The following is a 24,197-nucleotide window of genomic DNA, read 5'->3' as shown; positions in this document are numbered from 1 at the left end:
AGAGAGTTTTATTTATAGCTCACAGAAAAACTATACTTCAAAAGGCTAAAGAGACCTATGAAAATATTTTAAGAGATAAAAAAATAGTAATCTATGGAGAAGAGGATATTGATGAAGCAGATGTTGTATTTGCTATGATACAGACACTTAGTAAAGAGAATCATATGACAAAATTCTCCCCAGATTATTTTGATTATATAGTGGTAGATGAGGTACATCATGGAGGAGCAAAGAGTTATCAAAGTGTTCTTAACTATTTCATACCTAAATTTTTATTGGGAATGACAGCTACTCCTGAAAGAGGGGATAATTTTGATATTTATAAATTATTTGATAATAATATAGCTTATGAGATAAGATTATATGATGCTCTTAAGGAAGAACTACTATCCCCATTTCATTACTTTGGAATCTCTGATATAGAGATTGATGGGGAGTTGATTAATGAAAAGAGTGGGATAAAGAAGCTTACAGCTGATGCAAGGGTAAAGCATATTATAGAAAAAAGTAGATTTTATGGTTATAGTGGAGATAAAATTCATGGACTTATATTTGTATCTAGGATTGATGAGGCTTTACTTTTAGAGGAGAAATTTCAAGAAAGAGGAGTAAAGGCTATAGCATTAACTGGGGATGATAGTGATGAGAAGAGGGAGAGAAGTATAGCCCAGCTTGAGAATGGAGAGATAGAGTATATTATAACTGTGGATATATTCAATGAGGGAGTTGATATTCCATGTGTAAATCAGGTAATACTTCTACGTCCAACAGAGTCCTCTATAGTATATATACAGCAACTGGGAAGAGGACTAAGAAAGTATCCAGATAAAGAATATGTTGTAATCCTTGATTTTATAGGAAATTATGAGAAAAACTTTTTAATACCAATAGCAGTGTCTCAAAATAGTAATTATGATAAGGACTATATGAAAAGATTTATAATGAATGGAACTGATATGATTCCCGGACAAAGCTCTATAATTTTTGAAGAGATAGTAAAAGAGAGAATTTTTGAAAATATAAATCGTACTAATTTTTCAACTAAAAAGAATATAGAGAAAGATTTTATCTTATTAGAAAAACAGTTGGGAAGAGTGCCGATGCTATATGATTTTTTTGAAAAAAATATGATAGAGCCAAGTGTAATTTTAAAATATAAGAAAACATATGATGAGGTGCTTAGAATTTTGAAGCCAAGGGAGGAGTTTCCTACTTTGGATACTAGAGAGAGTAACTATTTAACCTTTTTATCCAGTTTTTTTACTCCAGCTAAAAGAGTTCATGAAATGGTTATTTTACAGGAGTTATTAAATAAAGAAAGAGTAAGTATAGAGGAGATTGGAAAGATTCTAGAGGAGAGATACTCTTTATATAATCAAGAGGAGAGTATTGAAAATGGAGTTAAACATTTAGCAAAGGAGATATTTGTAAGTCTTTCAACAGCAAAGGAGTTTTTACCTATAGTAGAGAGATATGAAGATGATATTGTATTAAGTGGAGACTTTAAAAAAAGTTATGAGGGGAAACTATATTTTAAAAATCTGATAGATGATTTGATTAGATATAATCTGACATATGTAGAGAAAAATTATAAACAGAGAGAAGAGGAAACAATTTTAAGATATAAGGAGTATAGTAAACAGGAGGCGTTTTGGTATCTTAATTTAGATTTTAATAATGGATATCAAGTAAGTGGTTATACAGTATTTGAGGAACAAAGAAAGGTAATACTGTTTATTACCTTAGATGATACTCCACCATTTACACAGTATGACAACAAGTTTTATGATAATAGAAGATTTACTTGGTATTCGAAGAACCAAAGATGCTTAAGTAGAAATGGAAAACTTACTGCTGAGGGAAAAATTGCTGAAAATTATTATATTTTAGAAGTTTTTATAAAGAAAAAATCAGGAGAAAATTTTTATTATATCGGAAAAGTAAAAGAGGTATTAAATCCTAAAGAGATAGTTAATTATAAGGGAAATAGTGTAGTAGAGTATGAATTACTATTAAAAGATGAGATAGAAGAAAATTTATATAATTATTTGTTAGAAAAATAGGGTAGAGAGATTCTACCTTATTTTTCTATAAAGATATAAGGGACGCCCAACATTCCCATAATTAGTAAAGCTAGCAATATATTTAATAGCTTCTAAATAATCTAAATATTTTTTTATAGTAACATTGCTTATATCAGTTATTTGACAGATATCTTTTATCCCAAACTCTTCACTAGGAAGGTTATCTATGATTTGAGTAATCTTATCCAAGGTTTTAGAGTTTAATCCCTTAGGAAGATTTAATTTTACATTGATTACAGGGGAGATAGATTGAATATTATCAATGGAGTCTTGTTTTATTTTGGTTTTATTTAAAATCTCATCTCTAGCAAAAATTTTATCTATACTTAATTTCAATCTCTCAAAATCAAAGGGTTTTATCAAATAATCGATACAACCTAATGAGAAAGCTTTTTTAATATCCTCTCCTCCATTAGCAGAGGTTATCATAATAACATCTGTTGTATATCCTAAAGTTCTGATACTTTTTAAGATATCTATTCCATTCTCTTCCCCTAAGAATACATCTAAAATAATCAAATCAACTTTATGAGTAGTTAAAAAATTTAAAGTATCTTTCTCAGTATATGTTCTTCCTAGAATTTTAATATTTTGGAAAGTAGAGAGGTACTCTTCGTTAATCATAGCTACCATAGGATCATCTTCAACAATTAATACATTCTTCATTTTTCACCTCTACAATAAAAGTTTTTTTAGATTTTTCTCTTTCAATTCTAATATTTCCCTTATATAATTTTAGTTTTTCCTGTACTAGATATAGTCCAACTCCACGATTTTGCCCTTTGGTAGAGAAGCCATAATCAAATATTTTAGATAGGATATCATCTGAAATAGGTTTTCCATTATCAGTAATAGCTATAGAAAAAGAGTTTTTATTTTGGAAAATTTGTACCTGTATAAATTTATTCTCTATATTGTAGTCTATAAAGGATTCTATAGAGTTTTCAATGAGGTTACCTATAATAGTGCTAAGATCTTGAATAAAAAAGTTTTTAGTTTGAAGATCGAACTTAGATTCAGGATCAAAAATAAACTCTATTTTTCTCTCTTTACAAATAGCTTCCTTACCTAAGAGAATAGCTTTTAAAAAAGGATTTTTAACCTGATTATATTTTTGAAAATCATACTCATTTAATTCTTGAGCCTCTAAAATATATTTTTTAGCTAGGTCTAATTTATTTATATTGATAAGTCCTAAGATAACATGTAGTCTATTTTTAAACTCATGTATATTAGCTCTCATTCCTTCTACTAACTGATCAATACCAGTGATCTCTCTTGCATATGAATCAACATCATCACGTGTTTTTAATAGTAAGATATTTCCAAAATATCTTTCATCTTGGCATATAGGTAAAATTTTTATATAGAAAATATTGTTATCTATAGTAATTTCAGTCCTTGTGATACTATTTCCACCTAGTAGATGTAGTGTATGGTTTAAAACCTTTTCAGGAGTTAGATATGGAAATTTTTTTATAAATACTTCATTTACTCCAACAATATTATTTTTATCATCAAGGGCTATCAATCCGGACTCAAGATTATTGATGATAAGTTGCTCTTTAATATGTAGCTGAGTAATATCTTCAGGCTCTAGACCAAACAGAGATTTTTTTACCCCCCCAGCAAAAAGTACAGATAGAATAAAGGCTAAAGTTAGTGCTAATAAAAATAGTAAAGTAAATATCATTATAGTAGAACTATTGGAAGTTTTTATGATATAGTCATACTTTCCAACCATTACAAAACCAAGAACTTTACTTTTATCTTTAGAGAGTATAGGTTCAAACCATCTAGTTGTAACCCCCATAGAGCCCAGCATAGTAGAAAAATATCCCTCATTTTGAAGGAGTTTATCCCATTTAACAGGGTTAACAAAGTTTTGTCCAATTTGTGATTTATCTAAGTGTGAATATTTTTTACCTGTAATATCTGCAATAACTATAATATCTATATCTTTAAAAATTGAGATATACTTATCCATTTCCTTATCAATTTTAGGATTAATTATACCTGTAGTAACAGCTTCAAGTACAGTATCATCAGTAGATACTAGCTTTGACATCTCGACAAGATTATTATTTATATTTTTTTTATTTGTGGTAAGTTTTGTATTGATAAAGATACCATAGGAGATAATTAGAGTAAAAAAGTTAATAAGTGTTACATATAAAATAAGTTTACTTTTAAAATTTAATTTATCCATAATAACTATATTAACATTTTTTTTATTTAAATACTATATATTAAAAGATAAATTAATGAGCTTTTAATGAAAGAAATTTTATCTATCTAAAATGAGAAAAAAGAGAAAATACTTAAAAAATTTAAAAAAAGATTTATAAATTTAAAAAAATTGAAGTTATGAGGTAAAAAGAGTATTCTATGTTATGAAAAAATAATTTTATGGAGGGATTTATGAATTTCGGTGAAATTTTAGCAGGAATTTTGAAAAACAACAATATAGTAGGAGCTATATCATCATCAGTTTTAATTATCTTATTTGGTTTTTATTTAAGAAAGAAGGAAGTATTTAAAGATAGTACAGCAAAAATTTTAACAGATGTAATACTTTCAGCTTCATTACCAGCATTAGCTTTTAATGCTTTTATGCAAGATATTAATAAGCATAGTTTAATGCAAGGTATAAACCTATTAATCTGGGGATTTGCAATCTATATCATACTAATATTTGCAACAAAACTTCTATATATAAAATATGAAGGGGACAAAAAAGTTGTTTTAGAGATATTAACAACTTTTGGTTCAACAACTTTCTTTGGTATTCCAATTATATCTGCGGTTTATGGAGCTACTGGAGTAATGTATGCTTCTATATTCAACATAGCTTATAGAGTATTCCTATACTCATACGCTTATATTAAAATGTCAGGAATAAAAGCTGATAAAAATAATATTAAGCAAATGTTCTTAAACTCTATTGTACTTGCAACTTTTTTAGGAATGTTTATTTGGGTATTCCAAGATTCACTTCCACATGTTACAATAGGAGAAAAGAGTTATGCATTTTTAAGAATAGACAAAACAGCTTTCTGGCTATATAAACCAATGACTTATCTAGCTGCTCTTTCATCACCATTAGCTTGGTTAGCAATAGGAGCAAAATTAGCTGATATCTCACTAGCAGAAGCTATCTCTTCAAGAGATTCATGGATATACAGTTTCTTCAAAGTATTAGTAGTTCCATTTATCAACTTAGTAGCTTTATACATCTTAACTATAACAAATATTTTACCAATATCATTTGTAGGATTAGCTTCAGTAATTATAATGATGGCTACTCCAACAGCTACAGTAGCAGCTGCTTATGCTATTAAATTTGATAAAGAATCAGTACTTACATCAAACTGTTCACTACTTTCAACAATATTCAGTGTAATATGTATGCCTCTTTGGATAGTAGTACTAGAGATAATAAAATCTTTAAACATATATATGTAAGTTTAGGAGGAAAATATGAAATTAATATGTTATGGAGTTAGAAAAGTAGAAAAACCTTTCTTTGAAAAATTAAATAAATTTGGATATGAGTTAACTTTAGTTGAAGAGTTAATGAATGATGAAAATGTAAACTTAATAGAGGGGCATAAAGCTGTTATGCTTAGAGCTAACTGTCCAGCTAATAGAAAAAACTTAGAAAAAATGAAAAACTTTGGAGTGGAATATCTACTTACTAGAACGGTAGGATATAATCATATTGATTTAGAAGCTGCATATGAGATGGGATTTAAAATGGCAAGAGTTCCAAGATATTCACCAAATGCTATAGCAGAATTAGCTATTACCTTTGCTATGAACCTAGTTAGAAAAGGTGCATATATGGTAGATAGAACTAGAAATAAAAATTTTATTGTAGATGAATATATGTTCAGTCCTGAAATTAGAAATCTTACTGTAGGAGTAATAGGAACTGGAAAGATAGGATTTACAGCAGCAAAACTTTTCAAAGGATTAGGAGCTAGAGTAATAGCTTATGATCTATATCCTAATGAAGCAGCTAAAGAGGTAGTGGAGTATGTAACTATGGAGGAATTAAATAAAACTGCCGATATAATTACATTACATTGCCCATATATCAAAGGAGAAAATGATAATCTATTGGGAGAAGAGTTTATCTCTAATTTAAAAGAGGGAGCTATACTTATCAATACAGCAAGAGGAGAGCTTCAAGATGTAGAAGCTATAATTAAAGGATTAGAAAGTGGAAAAATCGGAGGATTTGCAACTGATGTATTCTCTAATGAAAAAGAATTCTTCTTCAAAGATATGGCAGGAAAAGAGATTGATAAGAACGTAGAAAAACTAATATCTCTATATCCAAGAGTTTTAATAACTCCACATATTGGTTCTTATACAGATGAGGCTTTAACAAATATGATAGAGATCTCTTATGAAAACTTAGATGAGTTTTTAAGAACAGGAGATTGTCAAAATAAATTATAATAAGATAAAAATAGATATGTTTTAATAAAAAATAACTACTTAGTACCATAAAGAATACTGAGTAGTTATTTTTTTTATAAATCTATTATCATAATATCTCTTAAACTTTTAAGATTTTCAAGAGTGGGAGTGTCTACTTTGACTTTATAAGTTACTCTGTCATTGTATCCTTTATCTAAATACTCAGCTCCACCACTATTCAGGATAGATTCAACCTCACCAATTCTTTCATAGGAAAAATCAATAAGATAGATATTTCTCTCTATATACTCTTCAATACCAGCTTCTTGTATAGCTAGTTTAGCAGTTTTAGCATAATTTCTAACAAGCCCACCAGCACCAAGCTTTATTCCACCAAAGTATCTAGTAGCTACAACAGCAAGATTTGTAACCTCCATATATGTAATAATATCTCCCATAGGTTTACCAGCAGTACCACTAGGCTCACCATCATCATCTGTTTTAAAATATTCTTGCCCGTTGTCTATAACTTTGTAAGCAGAGCAATTATGGGTAGCATCAGGGTGTTTATTCTTTATAGATTGGATAAACTCTTCAGCTTCAATTTTACTTCCTACAGGTTTTACATAACCTATAAATTTAGATTTTTTTTCTTCAAATTCGATAACATACTCTCTAGCAACACTTTTCATAAATCTTCTCCATTAAATCAATTTATCTAAAAAACTAAGGATAGCCATATAAGCTGGAGCAATAAATTTATAAAGTATTCCTGTCCAACTTAGAATCATAATGATAAAGATACCATATCTATCCATATGAAAAATACTATCTCTTAAATCGTAACTTCCTATTGAAGCTAAAACTCTTGAACCATCAAGAGGTGGAATAGGAATAATATTAAATACAGCTAGTAAAATATTCAAACTTATCATATATAATATTGGCTTCAATATATGTAAAGGAGCAAGCACTTCATAAAAATGTTTAAATAGTATCATTCCAATAATAGCTAGTATAATATTTGAAAGTACACCAGCTATAGCTACTAAAAACTCTCCAACTCTCCCATATTTTAGTCTATAATAGTTGATTGGTACAGGTTTTGCCCAACCAAAAACAAAAGATGAGCCAGATAGAATTAAAAGTATAGGAAAAATAGTTCCTAGAGGATCTAGATGGTGTAGGGGATTTAAACTTAATCTTCCATAGTTTTTAGCTGTACTGTCTCCACAGATATATGCCATAAGTCCGTGAGAAATCTCGTGTACAAGTAGAGAAAATATAAGTATAGCTATATTAATAAAAATTGATGGATTGAATAAAATATTCTCCCCAAAACTTATAAAAATATATACTACAATTACACCTAATATAATCTTAGTAAAAGTTGGCATACCTCTATTGAGATATTTTAGTTCGTTTATAAATCTTTTCATCTTTTTTATAATCCTTTCTAAATTTTAAGGTAAATATTCCAAGTATGGTGATAATATAAAAAAGTATTATAAGACTACTTTCGTTTTTATATTTAATACTCATAAAAGGAATGGTGTAAAAAAAGTCCACTAACATAAAAAATAGTTTAAAAACAAAATTTAGTATTGGAGTAAGTAGAAAACCCAGTGAAAAATTTTCTAATAGTAGAGAAATAAATCCAATGGAAATAAACAGACTTCCTACAGGGACAACAACCATATTTGTAATAAAAGATAGTAGTTGAATTACTCCAAATTGGTATATAAGTAGTGGAGTAAGAAAAAATTGTATAGATAGAGTAAGAATAAGACTATCTATCAACTTGGACTTACCTTTGTAAAGTTTTGTCTTAAAATATGGAAAAATTTCAGCTATAGCAAATACAGCCCCATAAGATAGTTGAAAAGAGATGCTATTTATAGAGGCTGGATTTATGATAAGAGAGAGAACAAAGCTTACAGCTAAAGTTTTTATCAACTCTGTATTTTCATCAAAAATTTTTCCAAGGAGGTATACTACTCCCATAATATAAGCCCTATCTAATGAGGGAGAATGTTCTATTCCCAAATAATAAAGAGTTAAGGTTACAAGTAAAAATATATTTCTCTCCCTTTTTTTAATAGGCAACTTAGTAGGTAAAAGGAAGGAGATAATAGAGATAACTAAACCTATATGGAATCCCGAGAGAGCCATTAGATGAGAGATTCCAATGTAATTGAATTTTTCTCTCATCTCTTGAGTTAATTTATATCCCTTTCCAAGTATAACAGCTTCATAAACTCTTTTTAAATCATAGTTAGAATTTTTTAAAAGTGAATCTGTTTTCTTTTGAAAATATTCCTTTACTTTATTTTGAGGGATAGGTGATATTCTTTCTGATTTGATAGTTAAATAGTCATTGCCATATCTATTTTCAATATTTTCTATTCGTCCTATTATCTCGTAATTACCATTACTTTTATTTGAGATATAAAGATAGGAATTATTGAGAGGGTATCTGTTGTCTATTTTCTCAATTTTTCCTTTTCCCTCATAGAGAGATACATTAAAGATTTTATTATCTCCTATATTAACTGAGGAGTTAAAGGTAAAAAAAGCTCTAAATAAAAACAAAAGAGGAAGTATCAAAAGAAAGATACTCTTATTTTTCTTAAAGATAAATATTCCTACAATGAAAATTAAACTAAAAAATATTCCAAACTCTAAAGAGAAAAATTTGAGTATCTCCAATATGATGAGAATCTCTAGAGCAATTAAATAAATAGTCTCCATAGTTCTCTCCTCTTACTAAAAAATAATTACTCTTCATATCTATAATAAAAGAAAAATGATATCATAAAAGAGAGAGCTGATATAAGAGCAGTTAGATATATACCAGATTTTTCCACTCCTTTAGGTGCCGTAGTGATAGCAGAGAGGATATCTCCATTACCAGCAACCAGTATGATTGGTAAAATAAGTATAGATATCATAAAAGCCATCTTTAAGAAAAAGCCTTGAATTCCAAAGCAAACTCCCTCTATTCTATTTCCATTCTCTTCACTAATTTTACTACCTATCTCACTTAGCATAGCTGGTGGGAAGATAAAAGCTGAACCAGCTACTGGAATACCTATTAAAGCAAAAAGAGGATATCCCATAGATACAGGAATAGCTCTTCCAAGTTGGAAAAGACAAAGTGTAAAGACTATTAATAAAGCTAGACAAGCTAACATAATTTTTCTATATCCATATTTTTTAGAAAGTTTATTTGTAGGATAGAAAAATAGTGCTGACATACCAAATAGGAGTGCTGAAGCAATAGTAATAGCTCCTTTCCCCAGCCCCATAATATCCTCGATAAAATAGTTCATAATAGCTCTTAGATTATTAAAACCAATAAAGAAAAATAATAAACCAAATAAATAATTGATAAAGGCTTTATTTTTAAATACTATTCCCATTGTTTCTTTAAAATTTGCCTTTGACGTTTGACCAAGAGAGTATTTTTTTTCTGGAACCAAAAATACTGTAATGAGTCCTCCAATAATAACTAATATACAAAGAGATATTACCATTCCCCTAATTCCAACCAAGGTATCTCCCTTACCGAAAATTCCTATAAGAGCTCCTGGGATAATCATAGCAATAGCTGTATATATCAATCTAAATACAGATTGCCAAGTAGAAAGATTTAATCTTTCTTCAGTTGTTTGTCCTATCTCTGGAATAAGAGAGTTATAAGGTGCACCAACTATTGTATAAAAGGTAAAGAACATAGAACCAACTATAGCTAAGTATATGAAGGCTAATTTTTCATTTCCCATAGGGGGATAGAAAAAAGCAACTGTAAAAAGAGCTAGTGGTAATATTCCAACAGCTATAAAAGGAATTCTTCTTCCCCATCTAGTATTAACTTTATCTGATAAAAACCCAACTACTGGGTCTGTAACCATATCTACAAATCTAGATATAACTAGAGCTAAAGATATTAGAAGTGGAGCCATTACTGGTTTAAGCCCAGAACTCTCTGGTGGAAGATAGAAGTATAGTATCCATTGAGCAAATATTTGGTCCACAATAGCATAACTTACCCCTAATCCATAAAAAATTTGTACACTTGTAGGTAGTTTTCTACTCATTATTCTCCTCCTTAAAGATAATAGGAGACTTATAATCATTGTAATTATTTATAAGTCTGTATATTTGAGAACTTCTTTCATTGAACTCTATTAAGGAGCAGACTTCAGGAGAAAAATTCTCATTCATTTTTTTATATGATGTAATAATTTTAGAGTTATCGAACTTTTTTAAATAACTTAGATACTCTCTACCTTTAGAGTTAAAACCTAATACTCTAACATACGGAATAGATTTTTTTACCTCTTCAGTGATATTAGTAGTAAGAGCTAAAAGAGTATGTGTTAAAACTCTTTGAACTCTTCCAGTGGTATATCTTCTGTTACTGATACTTTTAAAAAACTCATCATAATTTATAGATTTTATAGCATTTTCAAGCAATCTATTTTCAAATCCTATCTCCATATCTTGAATATCAGATAGATTATTGGAATTTTTTATGAGTTCATATCTAATGAAAGGATAAAAATTTTCCATATATGTAAAATTTGAATACTCCTTAAGAGTGTTGAAACTTTCTTGAGTAACTATACTAGAGATTTCTTCATTTTTTTTAAGGTGTTCTCTTATTTTAGTAGCACTAGCAAAATCTCCAACAATATTTGTATCGTGATAACCTACCTTTTCTCTTTTTAAAGTCATAGGTATTATAGAACTTTTCCAATATCTAATAGCCTTAATATACTCAAGTCCTAAAATATCATTAGAGTTTAGTTCACTTTCACCTAAAATCTCCTTCATAGTTGAGCTATGAGCTGTAGGATAGGAATCACCACTTTTCAGTCTTTCTTTTAGCTTTATTTTAAACTCTTCACTCTCTTGAAGTGTAGAGATTCTTTTTAACTCGTCAATCTTTCCACTTTCTGAACCAAAAACCATACTTTCACATTTTAACTCTTCTAAAATTCCAACAGCACCCTTAGCAAAAATTTCAGCACTTTGTGAAGAGTAAAAAACGGGAAGTTCAATAACCAAATCAACACCATTAGCCAGTGCCATTTTTGTTTTTGTCCACCTGTCAATGATAGATGGCTCTCCTCTTTGTACAAAATCTCCACTCATAACAGCTATGATAATATTGTTAGGATTTAATTCCTTTGTTTTTTGAAGATGATATTTGTGTCCATTATGAAAGGGATTATATTCAACTACTATTCCTGTAGCTTTCATCATCTCTCCTTCTATACTTCTATTTATTTCTTAAATTCCATTCCCAAGCAGTTCTGATGATATCTTTTACATCAGTATACTGAGGTTTCCAATTTAACTCTGTTGTTGCTTTTTTACTAGAGGCAATAACACAAGGTGGATCCCCAGCTCTTCTTCCAGTAATTTCAGCTGGAATATCTATATTTGTAACCTCTTTAGCAGCATTTAACATCTCTAATACAGAGAATCCATTTCCATTTCCTAAATTGTATATATTACTTTTATTTTTAGCTAACTTATTTAGTGAAAGTATATGGGCTCTAACTAGATCTACAACATGTATGTAATCTCTTATACCTGTTCCATCTTTAGTATCAAAATCATTCCCATATATTGATAATTTTGGAATATCTCCCTTAGCAGCTTTTAAGATAAGTGGAATAAGAGCAGTGATTCCTTCACCTTTTTGTCCTATATTATGTTTTTCATGAGCTCCTCCCACATTGAAGTATCTAAAGATAGAATAGTTTAGACCATAGGCTTGAGCACAATCCATAATAATTTTTTCAGACATAAGCTTACTCATACCATAAGGGTTTATTGGTAAAGTTGAGTGAGTTTCCTCTACTGGTTCAGGTTCTTTAACATCTCCGTAAACAGCAGCAGTAGAAGAGAAAACAATATTTTTAACCCCATGCTTTCTCATAGATTCAATAAGGCACATAACAGTGTAAGTATTATTTAGATAGTACTTATTAGGTTCTACAACACTTTCAGAAACTTTTATATAGCCAGCAAAGTGCATCACAGCATCTATTTTATTTTCTTCAAATATTTTATCCATAATAGAGCTATCTTGAACATTTCCTTGATAGAATTTAGCTCTTTTATCAACTAATTCAATAAAACCATTTTCAAGAGAATCAATTACAACAACATTATAGCTAGAATCTAACAGTTCAGCCACAGCATGACTTCCTATATATCCAGCTCCACCAGTAACTAATATATTTTTCATCGATTTAACCTCCTATAAATTTGATAATAACTATTATATCATAAGATTAATGTTTTTGAATATATCTTAATAGGATAAAGCATACCTTTGGTAAATGAAAAAAGTAGGACACATAAAAAAAGAATGGACCAGCCATTCTTTTGTAATTATAATTAATATTCTCCTTCAGATAGAAGCATATCTTTTCCAATTTCTCTTTCTAAAACTAAAGAAATTTCTATTTTCTCATCAGTATTTGTCATTTTTCTAATGTCATCAGCAATTTGAGTAGCTATTTTATTATAAGTATTTTTATCAAATTTACTCCAACCACCATCTCCAGAAAAAGCTTCTACTTCCATATTTACATATATTTTGTTATTAAAATAACCAATATCAATATCATCAATCTCTAATTTATTTTTTCCATCATTAAGTTCAGAATACTTTAATTCTAATTTATCTTCTACATAATTGAATTTATTATTTCCAGCAAAAGAGAAAGCTGAAAGAATGAATAAGCCTGCTATTAATAATTTTTTCATATTAAATCCCACCTTTATTTTTTAGGTAATCTAGTTATTTTGAGTATAATATATTTTAAATTAAAAGTCAACTAGGATAATTTATCTATAATTATAGAAAAGTATATTTACAAAACAAAAATAAGATGATATACTATTTATAAATATAGATACAATATAAATCAAAGGAGTGATAATATGGCTGGAAAGAAGGAAGAGTTTAATAAAGAAAAAGCATTAGAACAAGCTATTGGAAAGATTTCAAAAGAGTTTGGAGAAGGCTCAATAATGAAATTAGGAAACAATTTAAATATGGAAGTAGATGTCATATCTACTGGAAGCTTAAATTTAGATATGGCATTAGGTGTTGGAGGAGTACCAAAGGGAAGAATTATAGAGATCTATGGAGCAGAGAGTTCAGGAAAAACTACAATTGCCCTTCATATTGCTGCAGAAACACAAAAAGCTAATGGGATAGTTGCTTATATAGATGCAGAACATGCCCTTGATCCAGAATACGCAAAGGCTTTAGGTGTAGATGTGGATGAACTTTTAATTTCACAGCCAGATTATGGAGAACAAGCTCTTGAGATAGCTGATTTATTAGTTCGTTCTGGAGCTGTAGATTTGATAGTAGTAGATTCAGTAGCTGCACTTGTACCAAAGGCAGAGATAGATGGAGAGATGTCAGATCAACAGATGGGATTACAGGCAAGACTTATGTCAAAGGCCCTAAGAAAACTTACAGCTACACTAAATAAATCTAAAACTACTATGATATTCATCAACCAAATAAGAGATAAGATTGGTGGATTTGGATTTGGACCTCAAACTACTACTACTGGAGGAAAGGCATTAAAATTCTATGCTTCAGTAAGAATGGAAGTAAAAAGAGTGGGAAGTGTAAAACAAGGTGATGATGTAATAGGGAATGAAACAGTAGTTAAAGTAACTAAAAATAAAGTAGCTCCTCCATTTAAAGAGGCAAATTTTCAAATTATGTATGGAAAAGGTATTACAAGAGTTGGAGAGATTTTGGAGATGGCGTTAGATAATGACATAGTTTCAAAATCTGGAGCTTGGTTTAGTTTTGGAGATATCAGATTGGGGCAAGGAAAAGAGAATGTAAAAGTTAGATTGGAAAATGAGAAAGAACTTTTTGAAACGATAGAGGAAAAAGTACTGGATATTATAAAAGAGGGAAAGAAATTAAAAAAACATATAGTAGAAGATAGAGATGAAGAGGATATAGAGATAGAAAGAGAAAAAGAGATTACAGAAGAGATGGAATAAATGAGGAAGAATTATGAAAAGAAAAAAAATAAAATATGGAAAGCATATTCCTGAAGAGCAGTCTTTTTGGATAAAATTAAAAAATCTATTGAGAAAATTCCAAAAATGTAATAAAATATTATAAAGTGGTAAAAAATATGATTTTTTATTTCAAGTTTTTAGGGAGGGTTTCTTATGGAAAAAGTAGTGTTAAAAAATGCAAAGATAGTTTTAGATAATAAAATTATAAATGGTAGTATTGTTTTAGAAAATGGAAAAATAACAAAAATATATGAAAATAATATCCCAGAGTGTATAGAGGGAATAGATGTAAAAGGAAGCTACATAGTACCAGGCTTTATAGATGTTCATATACATGGTGCTGGTGGTGCTGATGCTATGGATAATACTGAGGAGGCATTAAGAACTATCTCTAAATATATAGTTAAACATGGGACAACTAATTTTTTAGCTACTACATTGACAAGTTCTAAAGAGATTCTTAAAGAGGTTTTAGAAAAGATAGGAAGATTACAGAATCAAGATATTGAAGGAGCTAATATTTTTGGAGCTCATATGGAAGGACCATATTTTGATGTACAGTTTAAGGGAGCACAAAATGATAAATATATAAAACCAGCAGGAATATCAGAGATAGAAGAGTATCTGAATGTGAAACCTGGATTGGTTAAACTATTTTCAATGGCAGCAAAGGGAGAAGGGGCTTTAGAATCTATTAAATATCTAAAAGAGAATGGAGTAGTTGTTTCTGTAGGACACTCTGGAGTATCATTTGAAGAGGTTCAAGAGGCAGTAAAAGCTGGAATTACCCATGCAACTCATACATATAATGGAATGAAGGGATTTAATCATAGAGAGCCAGGAGTGGTTGGTGCTGTGATGATAAATGATAATATTAATGCTGAGATAATTTTTGATAAGATTCATGTACACCCTGAGGCTGTAAGATTATTAATAAAGGTTAAGGGAGTAGACAGAGTAGTGTGTATAACTGACGCTATGTGTGCAACAGGGTTGCCAGCTGGAAATTACAAACTAGGTGAACTAGATGTTTATGTAAGAGATGGACAAGCAAGATTGATAAGCAATGACTCATTAGCTGGAAGTGTTTTAACTTTAGATAAAGCCTTTAAGCATCTGATAGAGTTAGGATATAGTATAGTTGATGCTGTGAAGATGACGAGTACAAATGCTGCTAAGGAGTTTAGCTTAAATACAGGAGTTATTCAAGAGGGAAAAGATGCAGATATAGTAGTTTTAAGTCCAGAATATAATGTTGAAATGACAATAGTTAAAGGAAAAATTAAATATAAAGTATAATAGTTATTGACAAAAATAAAAAAATATAGTAAAATAACTTCGTTGTGATAAACAACTTGCCTGGATGGCGGAACAGGTAGACGCACAGGACTTAAAATCCTGTGGTATTTAGTTACCGTGCCGGTTCGATTCCGGCTCTAGGCACCACTTTTGAGACCAAGCACATCTGAAAGGGTGTGCTTTTTTTTATAACTAAATCTAAGGAGGAAAAATGAAAGAGTTTATTAAAAGATTAAAAGACAGAATTTTGAAAAGAGAGAAAATAAATTATGAAGAAGCAATAAATTTATCTAGAATATCTATAGAAGATAAAGATACTTTAGAACGGCTATGTGAAGCAGCTAATGAGATAAGAGAGAAGTTTTGTGGGAATAACTTTGATCTATGTACAATAACAAATGCAAAATCTGGAAAGTGTAGTGAGGATTGTAAATACTGTGCTCAGTCAGCTCACTTTACTACAGGAGCAGAGGTATACCCATTAATCTCTAAGGAAAAAGCTTTAGAAGAAGCTAAAAAAGTAGAAGTAGAGGGAGCTCATAGATACTCTTTAGTAACAAGTGGAAGAGGGCTAAAAGGTGATAGTATTGAGTGTGATAAGTTAGAAGAGATATATAGATATTTAAAAGATAATACTGAATTATCTCTATGTGCTTCACATGGAATATCAGATGAAAAAGCATTGAAGTCTCTTTTTGATTCAGGAGTAAAGACATATCATCACAACTTAGAATCTTCAAGAGAGTTTTATAAAAATATATGTTCAACTCATACCTATGAAGAGAGAGTTGAAACTATAAAATTGGCTCAAAAAGTTGGATTACAAGTGTGTAGTGGTGGAATATGGGGACTTGGAGAAACAGAAGAGGACAGAATAAAAATGGCTTTTGAATTACAAGAGTTGGGAGTTTTTTCAGTACCAATTAATATTTTAATGCCAATACCGGGAACACCATTAGAAAATAATAAAGCTTTAGATCCCAAAGAGATACTTAAGATGATAGCAATATATAGATTTATACTACCAGAAGCATATTTGAGATATGCAGGGGGAAGAATTAAACTAGGAGATTTACAAGAAAAAGGTATAAAATCAGGAATAAATTCAGCTCTTACAGGAAATTTTTTAACAACAACAGGAACTACTATAGAGAGTGATAAGGCTATGGTAAGGAGAAATGAGTATGAGATTAAATAAGGGATTTTTTGTAATAGGAACAGATACAGGGATAGGAAAAACTTATGTAAGTTCAATACTATATAAGGGAATAAAAAATTTAGAAGGGGGTTACTATAAACCAATACAGAGTGGTTGTGTAAAAAAAGAGGGGAAATTAATAGCTCCAGATGTTGAGTTTGTCTGTTCTGTGGCTCAGAGAGAGTATGATGATAAGATGGTAACATATACTCTAGAGGCAGAAGTATCTCCCCACTTAGCTAGTGAATTAGAGGGAATAGAGATAGATATAGATAGAGTTCTACAAGATTGGAATGAATTAAAAAATAGGTACAAATATATGGTAGTAGAGGGAGCTGGAGGACTTTATGTTCCCTTGATTAGAGACAAATTTTATATCTATGATCTGATAAAAAAAATGGAGTTACCAGTGATATTAGTATGCAGTAGTAGAGTGGGGGCTATTAATCATTCAATGCTTACAATAGAGATGTTAAAAAAGCTAGGGATAGAGATTCAAGGACTTGTATTTAATAAGGTTACAGATGATTTTGAAAAAGATTATTTTGAAAAGGATAATATAGATATTGTTTTAAAATTAAGTGGAATAGAAAACTGTATATTGGTAAAAAAAGGACAAAAAGAGATAGCTATAGATGAATTAGTAAAGTTTTTAGGGATAGAGGTGGAGTAGATGAATAGATTAAGTGAATTACAAAAGAAAGATTTACAGTATATTTTTCATCCATGTTCTCAAATGAAAGATTATGAAAATTTACCTCCTATGGTTATAAAAAAGGCTGAAGGAGTATATTTAGAGGATGAATTCGGAAATAGATATATGGATTGTGTTTCAAGTTGGTGGGTAAATCTTTTTGGACATTGTAATCCAAGAATAAATAAAGTGATAAAAGAGCAGATAGATAAATTAGAGCATGTTCTTTTTGTAAATTTTTCACATGAAGCTGGAATAGAGTTAGTTGAAGAGTTAGCAAAGGTAGTTCCAAAAGGGATAGAAAAGTTTCTATTTGCTGATAATGGATCATCAAGTATAGAGATGGCGTTAAAATTGAGTTTCCAATACCATCAACAAAATGGAAATCCGAAAAAAACAAAGTTCATATCTCTATCTAATGCTTACCATGGAGAGACAGTGGGAGCTTTAGGTGTGGGAGATGTAGATATTTTTACAAAAACATATAGACCACTTATAAAAGAGGGATTAAAGGCTGATAAGCCAGAGTGTTTTAGGTGTCCATATGGCAAAAATTTCTATAATTGTGAAGCGGAGTGTTTTGAAAGAACAGAGAAGTTGATAGAGGAGTATAGAGATGAGATAGCTGCTGTAATAATTGAGCCAGTAGTTCAAGGGGCAGCTGGAATGAAGATATACTCTCCTAAATACATTGTTAAGTTAAGAGAGTTGACTAAAAAGTATGGGATACATCTAATAGCTGATGAGATAGCCGTAGGTTTTGGAAGAACAGGAAAGATGTTTGCTATGGAACACGCTGGAGTAAGTCCAGATATAATATGTATGTCAAAAGGGCTTACAGCTGGATACTATCCAATGGCTATTGTTGGGATAACTCAAGAGATCTATGATGGATTTTATGCCGATTATCTAGAAGGAAAATCATTTTTACACTCTCATACATATTCAGGAAATCCTATAGGATGTAGAATAGCTCTAGAAGTTTTGAAAATATTTAAAGATGAGAATATTTTAGAGATGGTAAATAGAAAAGGTGAATATCTAAGAAAAAGAGCTCAAGAGTTATTTAAAGATCATAAAAATATAGGTGAATATAGACAGATAGGAATGATAGGAGCTTTAGAGTTTGTAAAAAATAAGGAGACAAAGGAGCTATTTCCAAGTGAAGAAAGAGTAGGCTATGAGATTTATAAGATAGCTTTAAAGAAGGGAGCTCTATTGAGACCACTAGGAAATGTGATATATTTTATGCCTCCATATATAATAACAGAGGAAGAGATAGATAAAATACTAAATATCTGTAAGGAGTCAATAGAAGAGTTCCTGAATAGGAGAAAGTAATGAAAAAAGAGATTATAATTGAAGAATTAGAAAGATTAAAAGGGATAAATAATTTTAGAAAATTAAAAATTTACAATGGAGAGATACTGAATCTATCTTCAAATGATTATTTGGGTTTGGCTAATGATAAGGAACTTAGAGAGAAGTTTTATAAAAATTATAGACCAAAGCTTTCTTCAAGTTCTTCAAGATTGATAGATGGCTCATATGAGGAGATAATGGAGCTTGAAAAAAGAGCTGAGCAAATATATGGAAAACCATGTATTATGTTTAATTCAGGATTTGATGCAAACTCATCTTTGATAGAAACATTTTGTAATAAAAATACCTTGATTCTTACAGATAGATTAAATCATGCCAGTATCTATGATGGAATAATTAATAGTGGAGCTGAATTTTTAAGATATAAGCATCTAGATATGGATTCTCTTGAAAATTTATTAAAAAAATATAGAGAAAAGTATGAGGATATATTAGTTATATCAGAGACAATATACAGTATGGATGGAGATATTGCTGATGTTGAAAGATTAGTTGAATTAAAGAAAAAATATAACTTCTCACTGATGATAGATGAGGCACATTCTTATGGAGTATATGGATATGGGATTGTTCACAATTTAAGTCTAGTGGAATATATAGATTTCTTGGTAATTCCCCTTGGAAAAGGTGGTGGCTCTGTTGGAGCTATGGTGATTTGTGAAAATTATATAAAGGAGTATATAGTTAATAAAAGTAGAAAATTCATATTTTCTACTGCTCTTCCTCCAGTTAATAGCTTATGGAATCTCTTTATTTTAAATAAAATGGGTGAATTTGATGAGAAAAGAGGAAAACTGGAGTTTATAAAAAACTATACTTTAAAATTATTGAAAGAAAATGGAATAGAAACTGACTCTACAACTCATATAATTAGCATTATTATAGGAAATAATTCCAGAATAGAGAAAATAGCTGAAAATATGAGAATTAAAGGTTATCTGTTATATCCAGTAAAAGAACCCACAGTTCCTAAAGGAACAGCAAGATTTAGAATAGGATTGAATCCAAATGTCTCTATTGAAGGGCTTGAAACTTTTGTGAAGGAGTTAAAGTATGAGATTGATACTGTTTTTTAATGGATGGGGAATGAATGAAAAAGTTGTAGAGGGTATAGATATTCCTGAGGGATATGAGTTAAAAATTATAAATTTTCCATATGAAGTAAATTTGGAGTTAACTAAATATGAAAAAGTTATCGCTGTTGGTTGGTCCTTTGGATGTTATTATCTCTCTAAATTTATTAAAACTACAGATAGGAAATTTGAAAAGGTAGTGGGAATAAATGGAAATGGGGAGATAATAGGAAAATATGGAATAACTCCAAAAATACTTGAGTTTACTTTAGTAACATTAACTCCAGAATCTCTTTTAAAATTCTATAAAAATATGGAAATAGATAGAGGATTTAAAAATCCAGAAAAAGATTTTGAAATGGTAAAAGAGGAGTTACAATATTTTAAAGATAATTATCAAGAGCTAGATAATATTTTTGATGAGATAATTATTGGAGAAAGGGATAAGATAGTTCCAGCAATGAGGCAAAAAAAATATTGTGAAGAGAAAAATATTGGTTATAGGGTATTTGATATGGGACATTATCCATTTAACTATATAAAATCTTGGAGTGAAATAATATGAATTTTGATAAAAAATTTAATACCTATGATGAAAATGCCCATATACAGAAACATGTAGCTAAAAATTTAGTAAAATTTTTAAGTGAAATGGGAGTAGAAAAAAGAAAAAAGGCTTTAGAGATAGGTTGTGGTACAGGAATTTTTTCAAAAAAATTTATCGAAAATTTTTTACCAAGTCAATTATTTTTAAATGATATCTATGATGTAGAAAAATATTTAAAAGATATAAAGTATAACGACTTTATCTTAGGAGATATTGAGAATATTGATCTACCAAGGGTAGATATAGTTGTTTCTAGCTCTGTTTTCCAATGGTTAAGGGATTTTAAAATATGTATGGAGAAAATTTATAAATCATCAGAAGAATTAGGATTTTCCATGTATATAACAGGAAATTTAAAAGAGATAAGAGAGCATTTTGGAGTTTCGTTAAAATATCTATCAGTAGATGAAATAGTTGATATTTTAAAAAGTATATTTGCCAAAGTAGAGTGGAGAGAAGAGAAAGTCGAAATAGAGTTTAACACCCCTATGGAAGCATTAAAACATCTCAAAAATACTGGAGTAACAGGTATTGAAAGAACTTCTATTCAAAAAATTAGAAGTTATAAAGAGAAAAAATTAACATACAGAGTAGGATATTTTTATTGTAAAAATTAAAAGAGAAAGAGAGTTTTTTAAGAGGACTCTCTTTTTATTTTATTGAATACGGAAGCTTTAGGAATAGAATTACTTTACATTTGAAAAAAATTGTGATATCATAGTCTGTGAATGATTAAAGATCAAACTATAATTGTACATACATACTTATATGTTCAAAAAAAATACAACGAAAGGTGTAATAAAAAATATGCGTGTAGTAAAAATTTTAAATAACAATGCTTTTATTTCAGAGGTTAATGATGAAGAGATTATTGTTATGGGAAAGGGAGTAGCTTTTCAAAAGAAGATAAATGATGAGATTATGCTTGATGAAAATATGAAAATATTTTCAAATAGTAAGTCTCAAATGAACGAAAAAATGAAAAATGTTATCTTAAATATACCTGAAAGCTACTTAGAAATAACTAATATTATTGTGGAAATGTTAAAGAAGGATTATAATAAAGAACTACACGATATTATTTATGTTTCTCTAACAGAACATATTCATAGTGCTGTAGAGAGATTGAAAAATGGAATAGAGATAAAGAATCCACTTTTAAATGAAATAAAGAGTCTATACAGAGATGAATATAATATAGCAGTAAAAGGCCTAGATGTTATAAAAGAAAAACTAGGTGTAAAATTTAATAAAGATGAAGCTGGTTATATAACAAGTCATATTATAAATGCTCAATTAGATGGAGGAATGAATAATACTGCTGAGATAACTAGAATAGTACAAAAAATATTAAATATAATAGAGTTTAATCTTTTAATTGATATAAAAGAGGAAAGTCCGTCATATGATAGAGTTATAACACATCTTAAATTTTTATCATTAAGAGTTTTAAATAATACAATTAATGATGAAGATGATGAATTATTTGAAATTTTTAAGAAAAAATATCCTGAATGTTATAATTGTGTAAATGTTATAGCTGATTATTTTATAAAAGAGTATAATTACGAATTAACAAAAGCGGAAAAAATGTATTTGATTATCTATATACAAAGACTAAAAAAAGAAGCTAGTAAGTAATATAGGAAACTATATAACTATATATTTGGATTGTAACCATATTGTGAATGGCCACACATATATGGGCAAAACCTTTAAAAATTTTAATTTTTGGAGGAAAATATATGAATTATGCAGAATTAGCAGAGAAAATTTTAGAGAAAATAGGAGGAAAGGAAAATGTAAATGATGTAGTTCATTGCATGACAAGACTTCGTTTTGATCTAAAAGATCTTTCAATTGTAGATGATGAAGGAATAAAAAAAATAAGAGGTATTGTAGGAACTGTAAAAAAATCAGGGCAATATCAAATAATAATAGGAAATGAGGTTGCTTATGTATATAAAGAAATATGTAAGCAAGGAAATTTTGTTGTAAAAACAGATAAAAAATTAAAAGCGAAGAAAGATCAGGGAGTAGTAGCTACTTTAATGGATATTATTTCTTCTATAATGGCACCAGTAATACCAGCTATAATTGGAGCAGCAATGTTAAAAGTATTATTAACAATTTTAACAATGTTTGGAATGATTGATACAGCTGGAGATACTTATGCATTGTTAAATGTTATAGGTGATGGAGCTTTCTTTTTTATGCCAGTATTAATTGCAATGTCAGCAGCTAATAAATTTGGAACAAACCCTTACTATGCAGTAAGTATAGCATTAGTTATTTTACATCCTGGATTTATTCAAATGATGAATTTAGCTAAAGAAAGTGGAGAGAATTTAAGATTTTTAGGAATATTACCGGTAATTACTAACAATTACTCTTATTCAGTTATTCCAATAATATTAGGTGTATGGGCACTATCTTATGTAGAAAGTTTTGTTGATAAAATAACTCCAGCAATTACAAAAAACTTTTTAAAATCATTGTTAGTTTTACTAATAGTTTTACCTATAACTATGATAATATTGGGACCATTAGGAGCAGTTTTAGGAGATCTATTATCTAGATTCATTTATAAATTTTATGATATATTTGGATTTGTTGCCGTTGGTATAATTGCAGGAATATATCCGTTTATAGTTATGGCAGGAATGCACCACGCTTTTACTCCAATAAAATTAGGAATTTTAGCAACAGTTGGATATGAAGCTTTCATATGTATTGGTGAGTTAGCATCTAATTTAGCTCAAGGTGGAGCTGCATTAGCAGTAGCTATAAAAAGTAAAAATAAAGATTTTAAACAAGTTGCTGGATCATCAGCTTTTTCAGCAATTGTTGCAGGAATAACAGAACCAGCTTTATATGGTGTAAATGTGAGATTGAGAAAACCTATGATAGGGGCATGTATAGGAGCAATAGCTGGAGGGCTATTTGGTGGTTTTATGCAAATGAAATGTTTTGGAATAGCAACCCCTTCTTTTGTAACTATTGTTCAGTATATAGAGCAAAATAGAGCGAATAGTTTATTAATTGCTTTAGGAGCGATGTTGATATCAGTTATAGTATCATTTATAGCAACATATATGATAGGGTTTGAAGATATTGTATATGAGGATGAAGAGGAAAGAATTTTAGAAAAAGCTGAAGCAAAGGATAGAGAGTGCTAGAAAGGAGTAAAGAAATGAGTAATTATAAATTTCCAAAAAATTTTTTATGGGGAAGTGCATCAGCAGCTTATCAAATAGAAGGGGCTTATAACGTTGATGGAAAAGGTATGTCTAACTGGGATCATTTTGTGAGAATACCAGGAAAAACTTTTAAGGGAACAACAGGTGAT

At 29.5% G+C, this 24,197-nt stretch carries 23 protein-coding genes and 1 tRNA gene; 15 read left to right on the top strand and 9 right to left on the bottom strand.

The window, feature by feature from the left end; all coding sequences use genetic code 11:
* Positions 1-2,063: DUF3427 domain-containing protein (locus tag IAA47_04505; GenBank protein ID MBU3842231.1), on the top strand; the 2,063-nt coding region annotated here is incomplete at its 5' end.
* Between the two features lie 12 nt (positions 2,064-2,075).
* On the opposite strand, the gene IAA47_04500 is transcribed toward IAA47_04505, so the two are convergent.
* Positions 2,076-2,750, bottom strand: coding sequence for a response regulator (locus tag IAA47_04500; protein ID MBU3842230.1), 675 nt, complete (start codon positions 2,748-2,750; stop codon positions 2,076-2,078).
* Positions 2,728-4,293 carry a GHKL domain-containing protein gene (locus IAA47_04495; GenBank protein ID MBU3842229.1) on the bottom strand — a complete coding sequence of 522 codons (1,566 nt, stop codon included), beginning with the start codon at positions 4,291-4,293 and terminating at the stop codon, positions 2,728-2,730. The genes IAA47_04500 and IAA47_04495 overlap by 23 nt, the downstream gene beginning before the upstream one ends.
* Positions 4,294-4,505: 212 nt before the next feature.
* Here IAA47_04495 and IAA47_04490 point away from each other — a divergent pair, with 212 nt between their 5' ends.
* Both IAA47_04490 and IAA47_04485 read left to right on the top strand, forming a co-directional pair.
* Entirely contained in the window at positions 4,506-5,549 is a 1,044-nt protein-coding gene (locus IAA47_04490) for an AEC family transporter (GenBank protein ID MBU3842228.1), read from the top strand.
* Positions 5,550-5,564: 15 nt separating this feature from the next.
* Positions 5,565-6,551, top strand: coding sequence for a lactate dehydrogenase (locus IAA47_04485; GenBank protein ID MBU3842227.1), 987 nt, complete (start codon positions 5,565-5,567; stop codon positions 6,549-6,551).
* A gap of 74 nt (positions 6,552-6,625) precedes the next feature.
* On the opposite strand, the gene IAA47_04480 is transcribed toward IAA47_04485, so the two are convergent.
* The 7 genes from IAA47_04480 to IAA47_04450 form a co-directional block, all read right to left on the bottom strand.
* Positions 6,626-7,204, bottom strand: a complete 579-nt coding sequence (locus IAA47_04480) for an IMPACT family protein (protein ID MBU3842226.1) — start codon at positions 7,202-7,204, stop codon at positions 6,626-6,628.
* Positions 7,205-7,216: 12 nt separating this feature from the next.
* Positions 7,217-7,951, bottom strand: coding sequence for a site-2 protease family protein (locus IAA47_04475; protein ID MBU3842225.1), 735 nt, complete (start codon positions 7,949-7,951; stop codon positions 7,217-7,219).
* Positions 7,914-9,263 (bottom strand): ComEC/Rec2 family competence protein, encoded by a 1,350-nt coding sequence (locus IAA47_04470; protein ID MBU3842224.1) that lies wholly within the window; start codon positions 9,261-9,263, stop codon positions 7,914-7,916. Before IAA47_04470 ends, IAA47_04475 begins: the two co-directional genes overlap by 38 nt.
* Before the next feature lie 26 nt (positions 9,264-9,289).
* Positions 9,290-10,612: an MFS transporter gene (locus IAA47_04465; protein MBU3842223.1), complete on the bottom strand. Its 1,323-nt coding sequence runs from the start codon at positions 10,610-10,612 to the stop codon at positions 9,290-9,292.
* Complete coding sequence (locus tag IAA47_04460; protein MBU3842222.1) at positions 10,605-11,780, bottom strand: nucleotidyltransferase; 1,176 nt, start codon at positions 11,778-11,780, stop codon at positions 10,605-10,607. The genes IAA47_04465 and IAA47_04460 overlap by 8 nt, the downstream gene beginning before the upstream one ends.
* 19 nt (positions 11,781-11,799) lie before the next feature.
* The gene (galE, locus tag IAA47_04455) at positions 11,800-12,777 is read right to left on the bottom strand and encodes a UDP-glucose 4-epimerase GalE (protein MBU3842221.1); all 978 of its coding nucleotides are present in this window, start codon (positions 12,775-12,777) and stop codon (positions 11,800-11,802) included.
* A 152-nt stretch (positions 12,778-12,929) separates the two neighbouring features.
* A complete protein-coding gene (locus tag IAA47_04450; protein ID MBU3842220.1) occupies positions 12,930-13,301 on the bottom strand; it encodes a hypothetical protein in 372 nt (123 codons plus the stop codon).
* 177 nt (positions 13,302-13,478) lie between these two features.
* Between IAA47_04450 and recA the strand changes: the two genes are divergently transcribed.
* From recA to IAA47_04390, 12 genes are all read left to right on the top strand, one after another.
* Positions 13,479-14,573, top strand: coding sequence for a recombinase RecA (gene recA, locus IAA47_04445; protein ID MBU3842219.1), 1,095 nt, complete (start codon positions 13,479-13,481; stop codon positions 14,571-14,573).
* Between the two features lie 174 nt (positions 14,574-14,747).
* Complete coding sequence (gene nagA / locus IAA47_04440) at positions 14,748-15,893, top strand: N-acetylglucosamine-6-phosphate deacetylase (GenBank protein MBU3842218.1); 1,146 nt, start codon at positions 14,748-14,750, stop codon at positions 15,891-15,893.
* A gap of 58 nt (positions 15,894-15,951) precedes the next feature.
* Positions 15,952-16,040: transfer RNA gene (locus tag IAA47_04435), tRNA-Leu, on the top strand.
* Positions 16,041-16,104: 64 nt separating this feature from the next.
* On the top strand, positions 16,105-17,091 hold the full coding sequence (gene bioB / locus IAA47_04430) for a biotin synthase BioB (GenBank protein ID MBU3842217.1): 987 nt from the start codon (positions 16,105-16,107) through the stop codon (positions 17,089-17,091).
* Positions 17,078-17,764 carry a dethiobiotin synthase gene (gene bioD / locus IAA47_04425; protein MBU3842216.1) on the top strand — a complete coding sequence of 229 codons (687 nt, stop codon included), beginning with the start codon at positions 17,078-17,080 and terminating at the stop codon, positions 17,762-17,764. Before bioB ends, bioD begins: the two co-directional genes overlap by 14 nt.
* On the top strand, positions 17,765-19,126 hold the full coding sequence (bioA, locus tag IAA47_04420) for an adenosylmethionine--8-amino-7-oxononanoate transaminase (protein MBU3842215.1): 1,362 nt from the start codon (positions 17,765-17,767) through the stop codon (positions 19,124-19,126).
* Positions 19,126-20,244 (top strand): aminotransferase class I/II-fold pyridoxal phosphate-dependent enzyme, encoded by a 1,119-nt coding sequence (locus tag IAA47_04415; protein ID MBU3842214.1) that lies wholly within the window; start codon positions 19,126-19,128, stop codon positions 20,242-20,244. Before bioA ends, IAA47_04415 begins: the two co-directional genes overlap by 1 nt.
* Positions 20,222-20,806, top strand: a complete 585-nt coding sequence (locus IAA47_04410; GenBank protein MBU3842213.1) for a DUF452 family protein — start codon at positions 20,222-20,224, stop codon at positions 20,804-20,806. Before IAA47_04415 ends, IAA47_04410 begins: the two co-directional genes overlap by 23 nt.
* A complete protein-coding gene (locus tag IAA47_04405; GenBank protein ID MBU3842212.1) occupies positions 20,803-21,465 on the top strand; it encodes a methyltransferase domain-containing protein in 663 nt (220 codons plus the stop codon). The genes IAA47_04410 and IAA47_04405 overlap by 4 nt, the downstream gene beginning before the upstream one ends.
* Before the next feature lie 190 nt (positions 21,466-21,655).
* Positions 21,656-22,489, top strand: a complete 834-nt coding sequence (locus IAA47_04400) for a PRD domain-containing protein (protein MBU3842211.1) — start codon at positions 21,656-21,658, stop codon at positions 22,487-22,489.
* A 104-nt stretch (positions 22,490-22,593) separates the two neighbouring features.
* Complete coding sequence (locus tag IAA47_04395) at positions 22,594-24,027, top strand: PTS transporter subunit EIIC (protein MBU3842210.1); 1,434 nt, start codon at positions 22,594-22,596, stop codon at positions 24,025-24,027.
* 14 nt (positions 24,028-24,041) lie between these two features.
* Positions 24,042-24,197: family 1 glycosylhydrolase (locus IAA47_04390; protein ID MBU3842209.1), on the top strand; the 156-nt coding region annotated here is incomplete at its 3' end.

Origin of the sequence: Candidatus Fusobacterium pullicola (assembly GCA_018883725.1) — a bacterium.
GTDB classification, from domain to species: Bacteria; Fusobacteriota; Fusobacteriia; order Fusobacteriales; family Fusobacteriaceae; genus Fusobacterium_A; species Fusobacterium_A pullicola.
This window is presented reverse-complemented; position numbering and strand designations above follow the sequence as displayed.

Excerpts from the sequence above, each read along its gene's own strand:
- IAA47_04500 (MBU3842230.1), bottom strand. The coding sequence starts at position 2,750 with ATGAAGAATGTATTAATTGTTGAAGATGATCCTATGGTAGCTATGATT.
- IAA47_04495 (MBU3842229.1), bottom strand. The coding sequence starts at position 4,293 with ATGGATAAATTAAATTTTAAAAGTAAACTTATTTTATATGTAACACTT.
- IAA47_04490 (MBU3842228.1), top strand. The coding sequence starts at position 4,506 with ATGAATTTCGGTGAAATTTTAGCAGGAATTTTGAAAAACAACAATATA.
- IAA47_04485 (MBU3842227.1), top strand. The coding sequence starts at position 5,565 with ATGAAATTAATATGTTATGGAGTTAGAAAAGTAGAAAAACCTTTCTTT.
- IAA47_04480 (MBU3842226.1), bottom strand. The coding sequence starts at position 7,204 with ATGAAAAGTGTTGCTAGAGAGTATGTTATCGAATTTGAAGAAAAAAAA.
- IAA47_04475 (MBU3842225.1), bottom strand. The coding sequence starts at position 7,951 with ATGAAAAGATTTATAAACGAACTAAAATATCTCAATAGAGGTATGCCA.
- IAA47_04470 (MBU3842224.1), bottom strand. The coding sequence starts at position 9,263 with ATGGAGACTATTTATTTAATTGCTCTAGAGATTCTCATCATATTGGAG.
- IAA47_04465 (MBU3842223.1), bottom strand. The coding sequence starts at position 10,612 with ATGAGTAGAAAACTACCTACAAGTGTACAAATTTTTTATGGATTAGGG.
- IAA47_04460 (MBU3842222.1), bottom strand. The coding sequence starts at position 11,780 with ATGAAAGCTACAGGAATAGTAGTTGAATATAATCCCTTTCATAATGGA.
- galE (MBU3842221.1), bottom strand. The coding sequence starts at position 12,777 with ATGAAAAATATATTAGTTACTGGTGGAGCTGGATATATAGGAAGTCAT.
- IAA47_04450 (MBU3842220.1), bottom strand. The coding sequence starts at position 13,301 with ATGAAAAAATTATTAATAGCAGGCTTATTCATTCTTTCAGCTTTCTCT.
- recA (MBU3842219.1), top strand. The coding sequence starts at position 13,479 with ATGGCTGGAAAGAAGGAAGAGTTTAATAAAGAAAAAGCATTAGAACAA.
- nagA (MBU3842218.1), top strand. The coding sequence starts at position 14,748 with ATGGAAAAAGTAGTGTTAAAAAATGCAAAGATAGTTTTAGATAATAAA.
- bioB (MBU3842217.1), top strand. The coding sequence starts at position 16,105 with ATGAAAGAGTTTATTAAAAGATTAAAAGACAGAATTTTGAAAAGAGAG.
- bioD (MBU3842216.1), top strand. The coding sequence starts at position 17,078 with ATGAGATTAAATAAGGGATTTTTTGTAATAGGAACAGATACAGGGATA.
- bioA (MBU3842215.1), top strand. The coding sequence starts at position 17,765 with ATGAATAGATTAAGTGAATTACAAAAGAAAGATTTACAGTATATTTTT.
- IAA47_04415 (MBU3842214.1), top strand. The coding sequence starts at position 19,126 with ATGAAAAAAGAGATTATAATTGAAGAATTAGAAAGATTAAAAGGGATA.
- IAA47_04410 (MBU3842213.1), top strand. The coding sequence starts at position 20,222 with ATGAGATTGATACTGTTTTTTAATGGATGGGGAATGAATGAAAAAGTT.
- IAA47_04405 (MBU3842212.1), top strand. The coding sequence starts at position 20,803 with ATGAATTTTGATAAAAAATTTAATACCTATGATGAAAATGCCCATATA.
- IAA47_04400 (MBU3842211.1), top strand. The coding sequence starts at position 21,656 with ATGCGTGTAGTAAAAATTTTAAATAACAATGCTTTTATTTCAGAGGTT.
- IAA47_04395 (MBU3842210.1), top strand. The coding sequence starts at position 22,594 with ATGAATTATGCAGAATTAGCAGAGAAAATTTTAGAGAAAATAGGAGGA.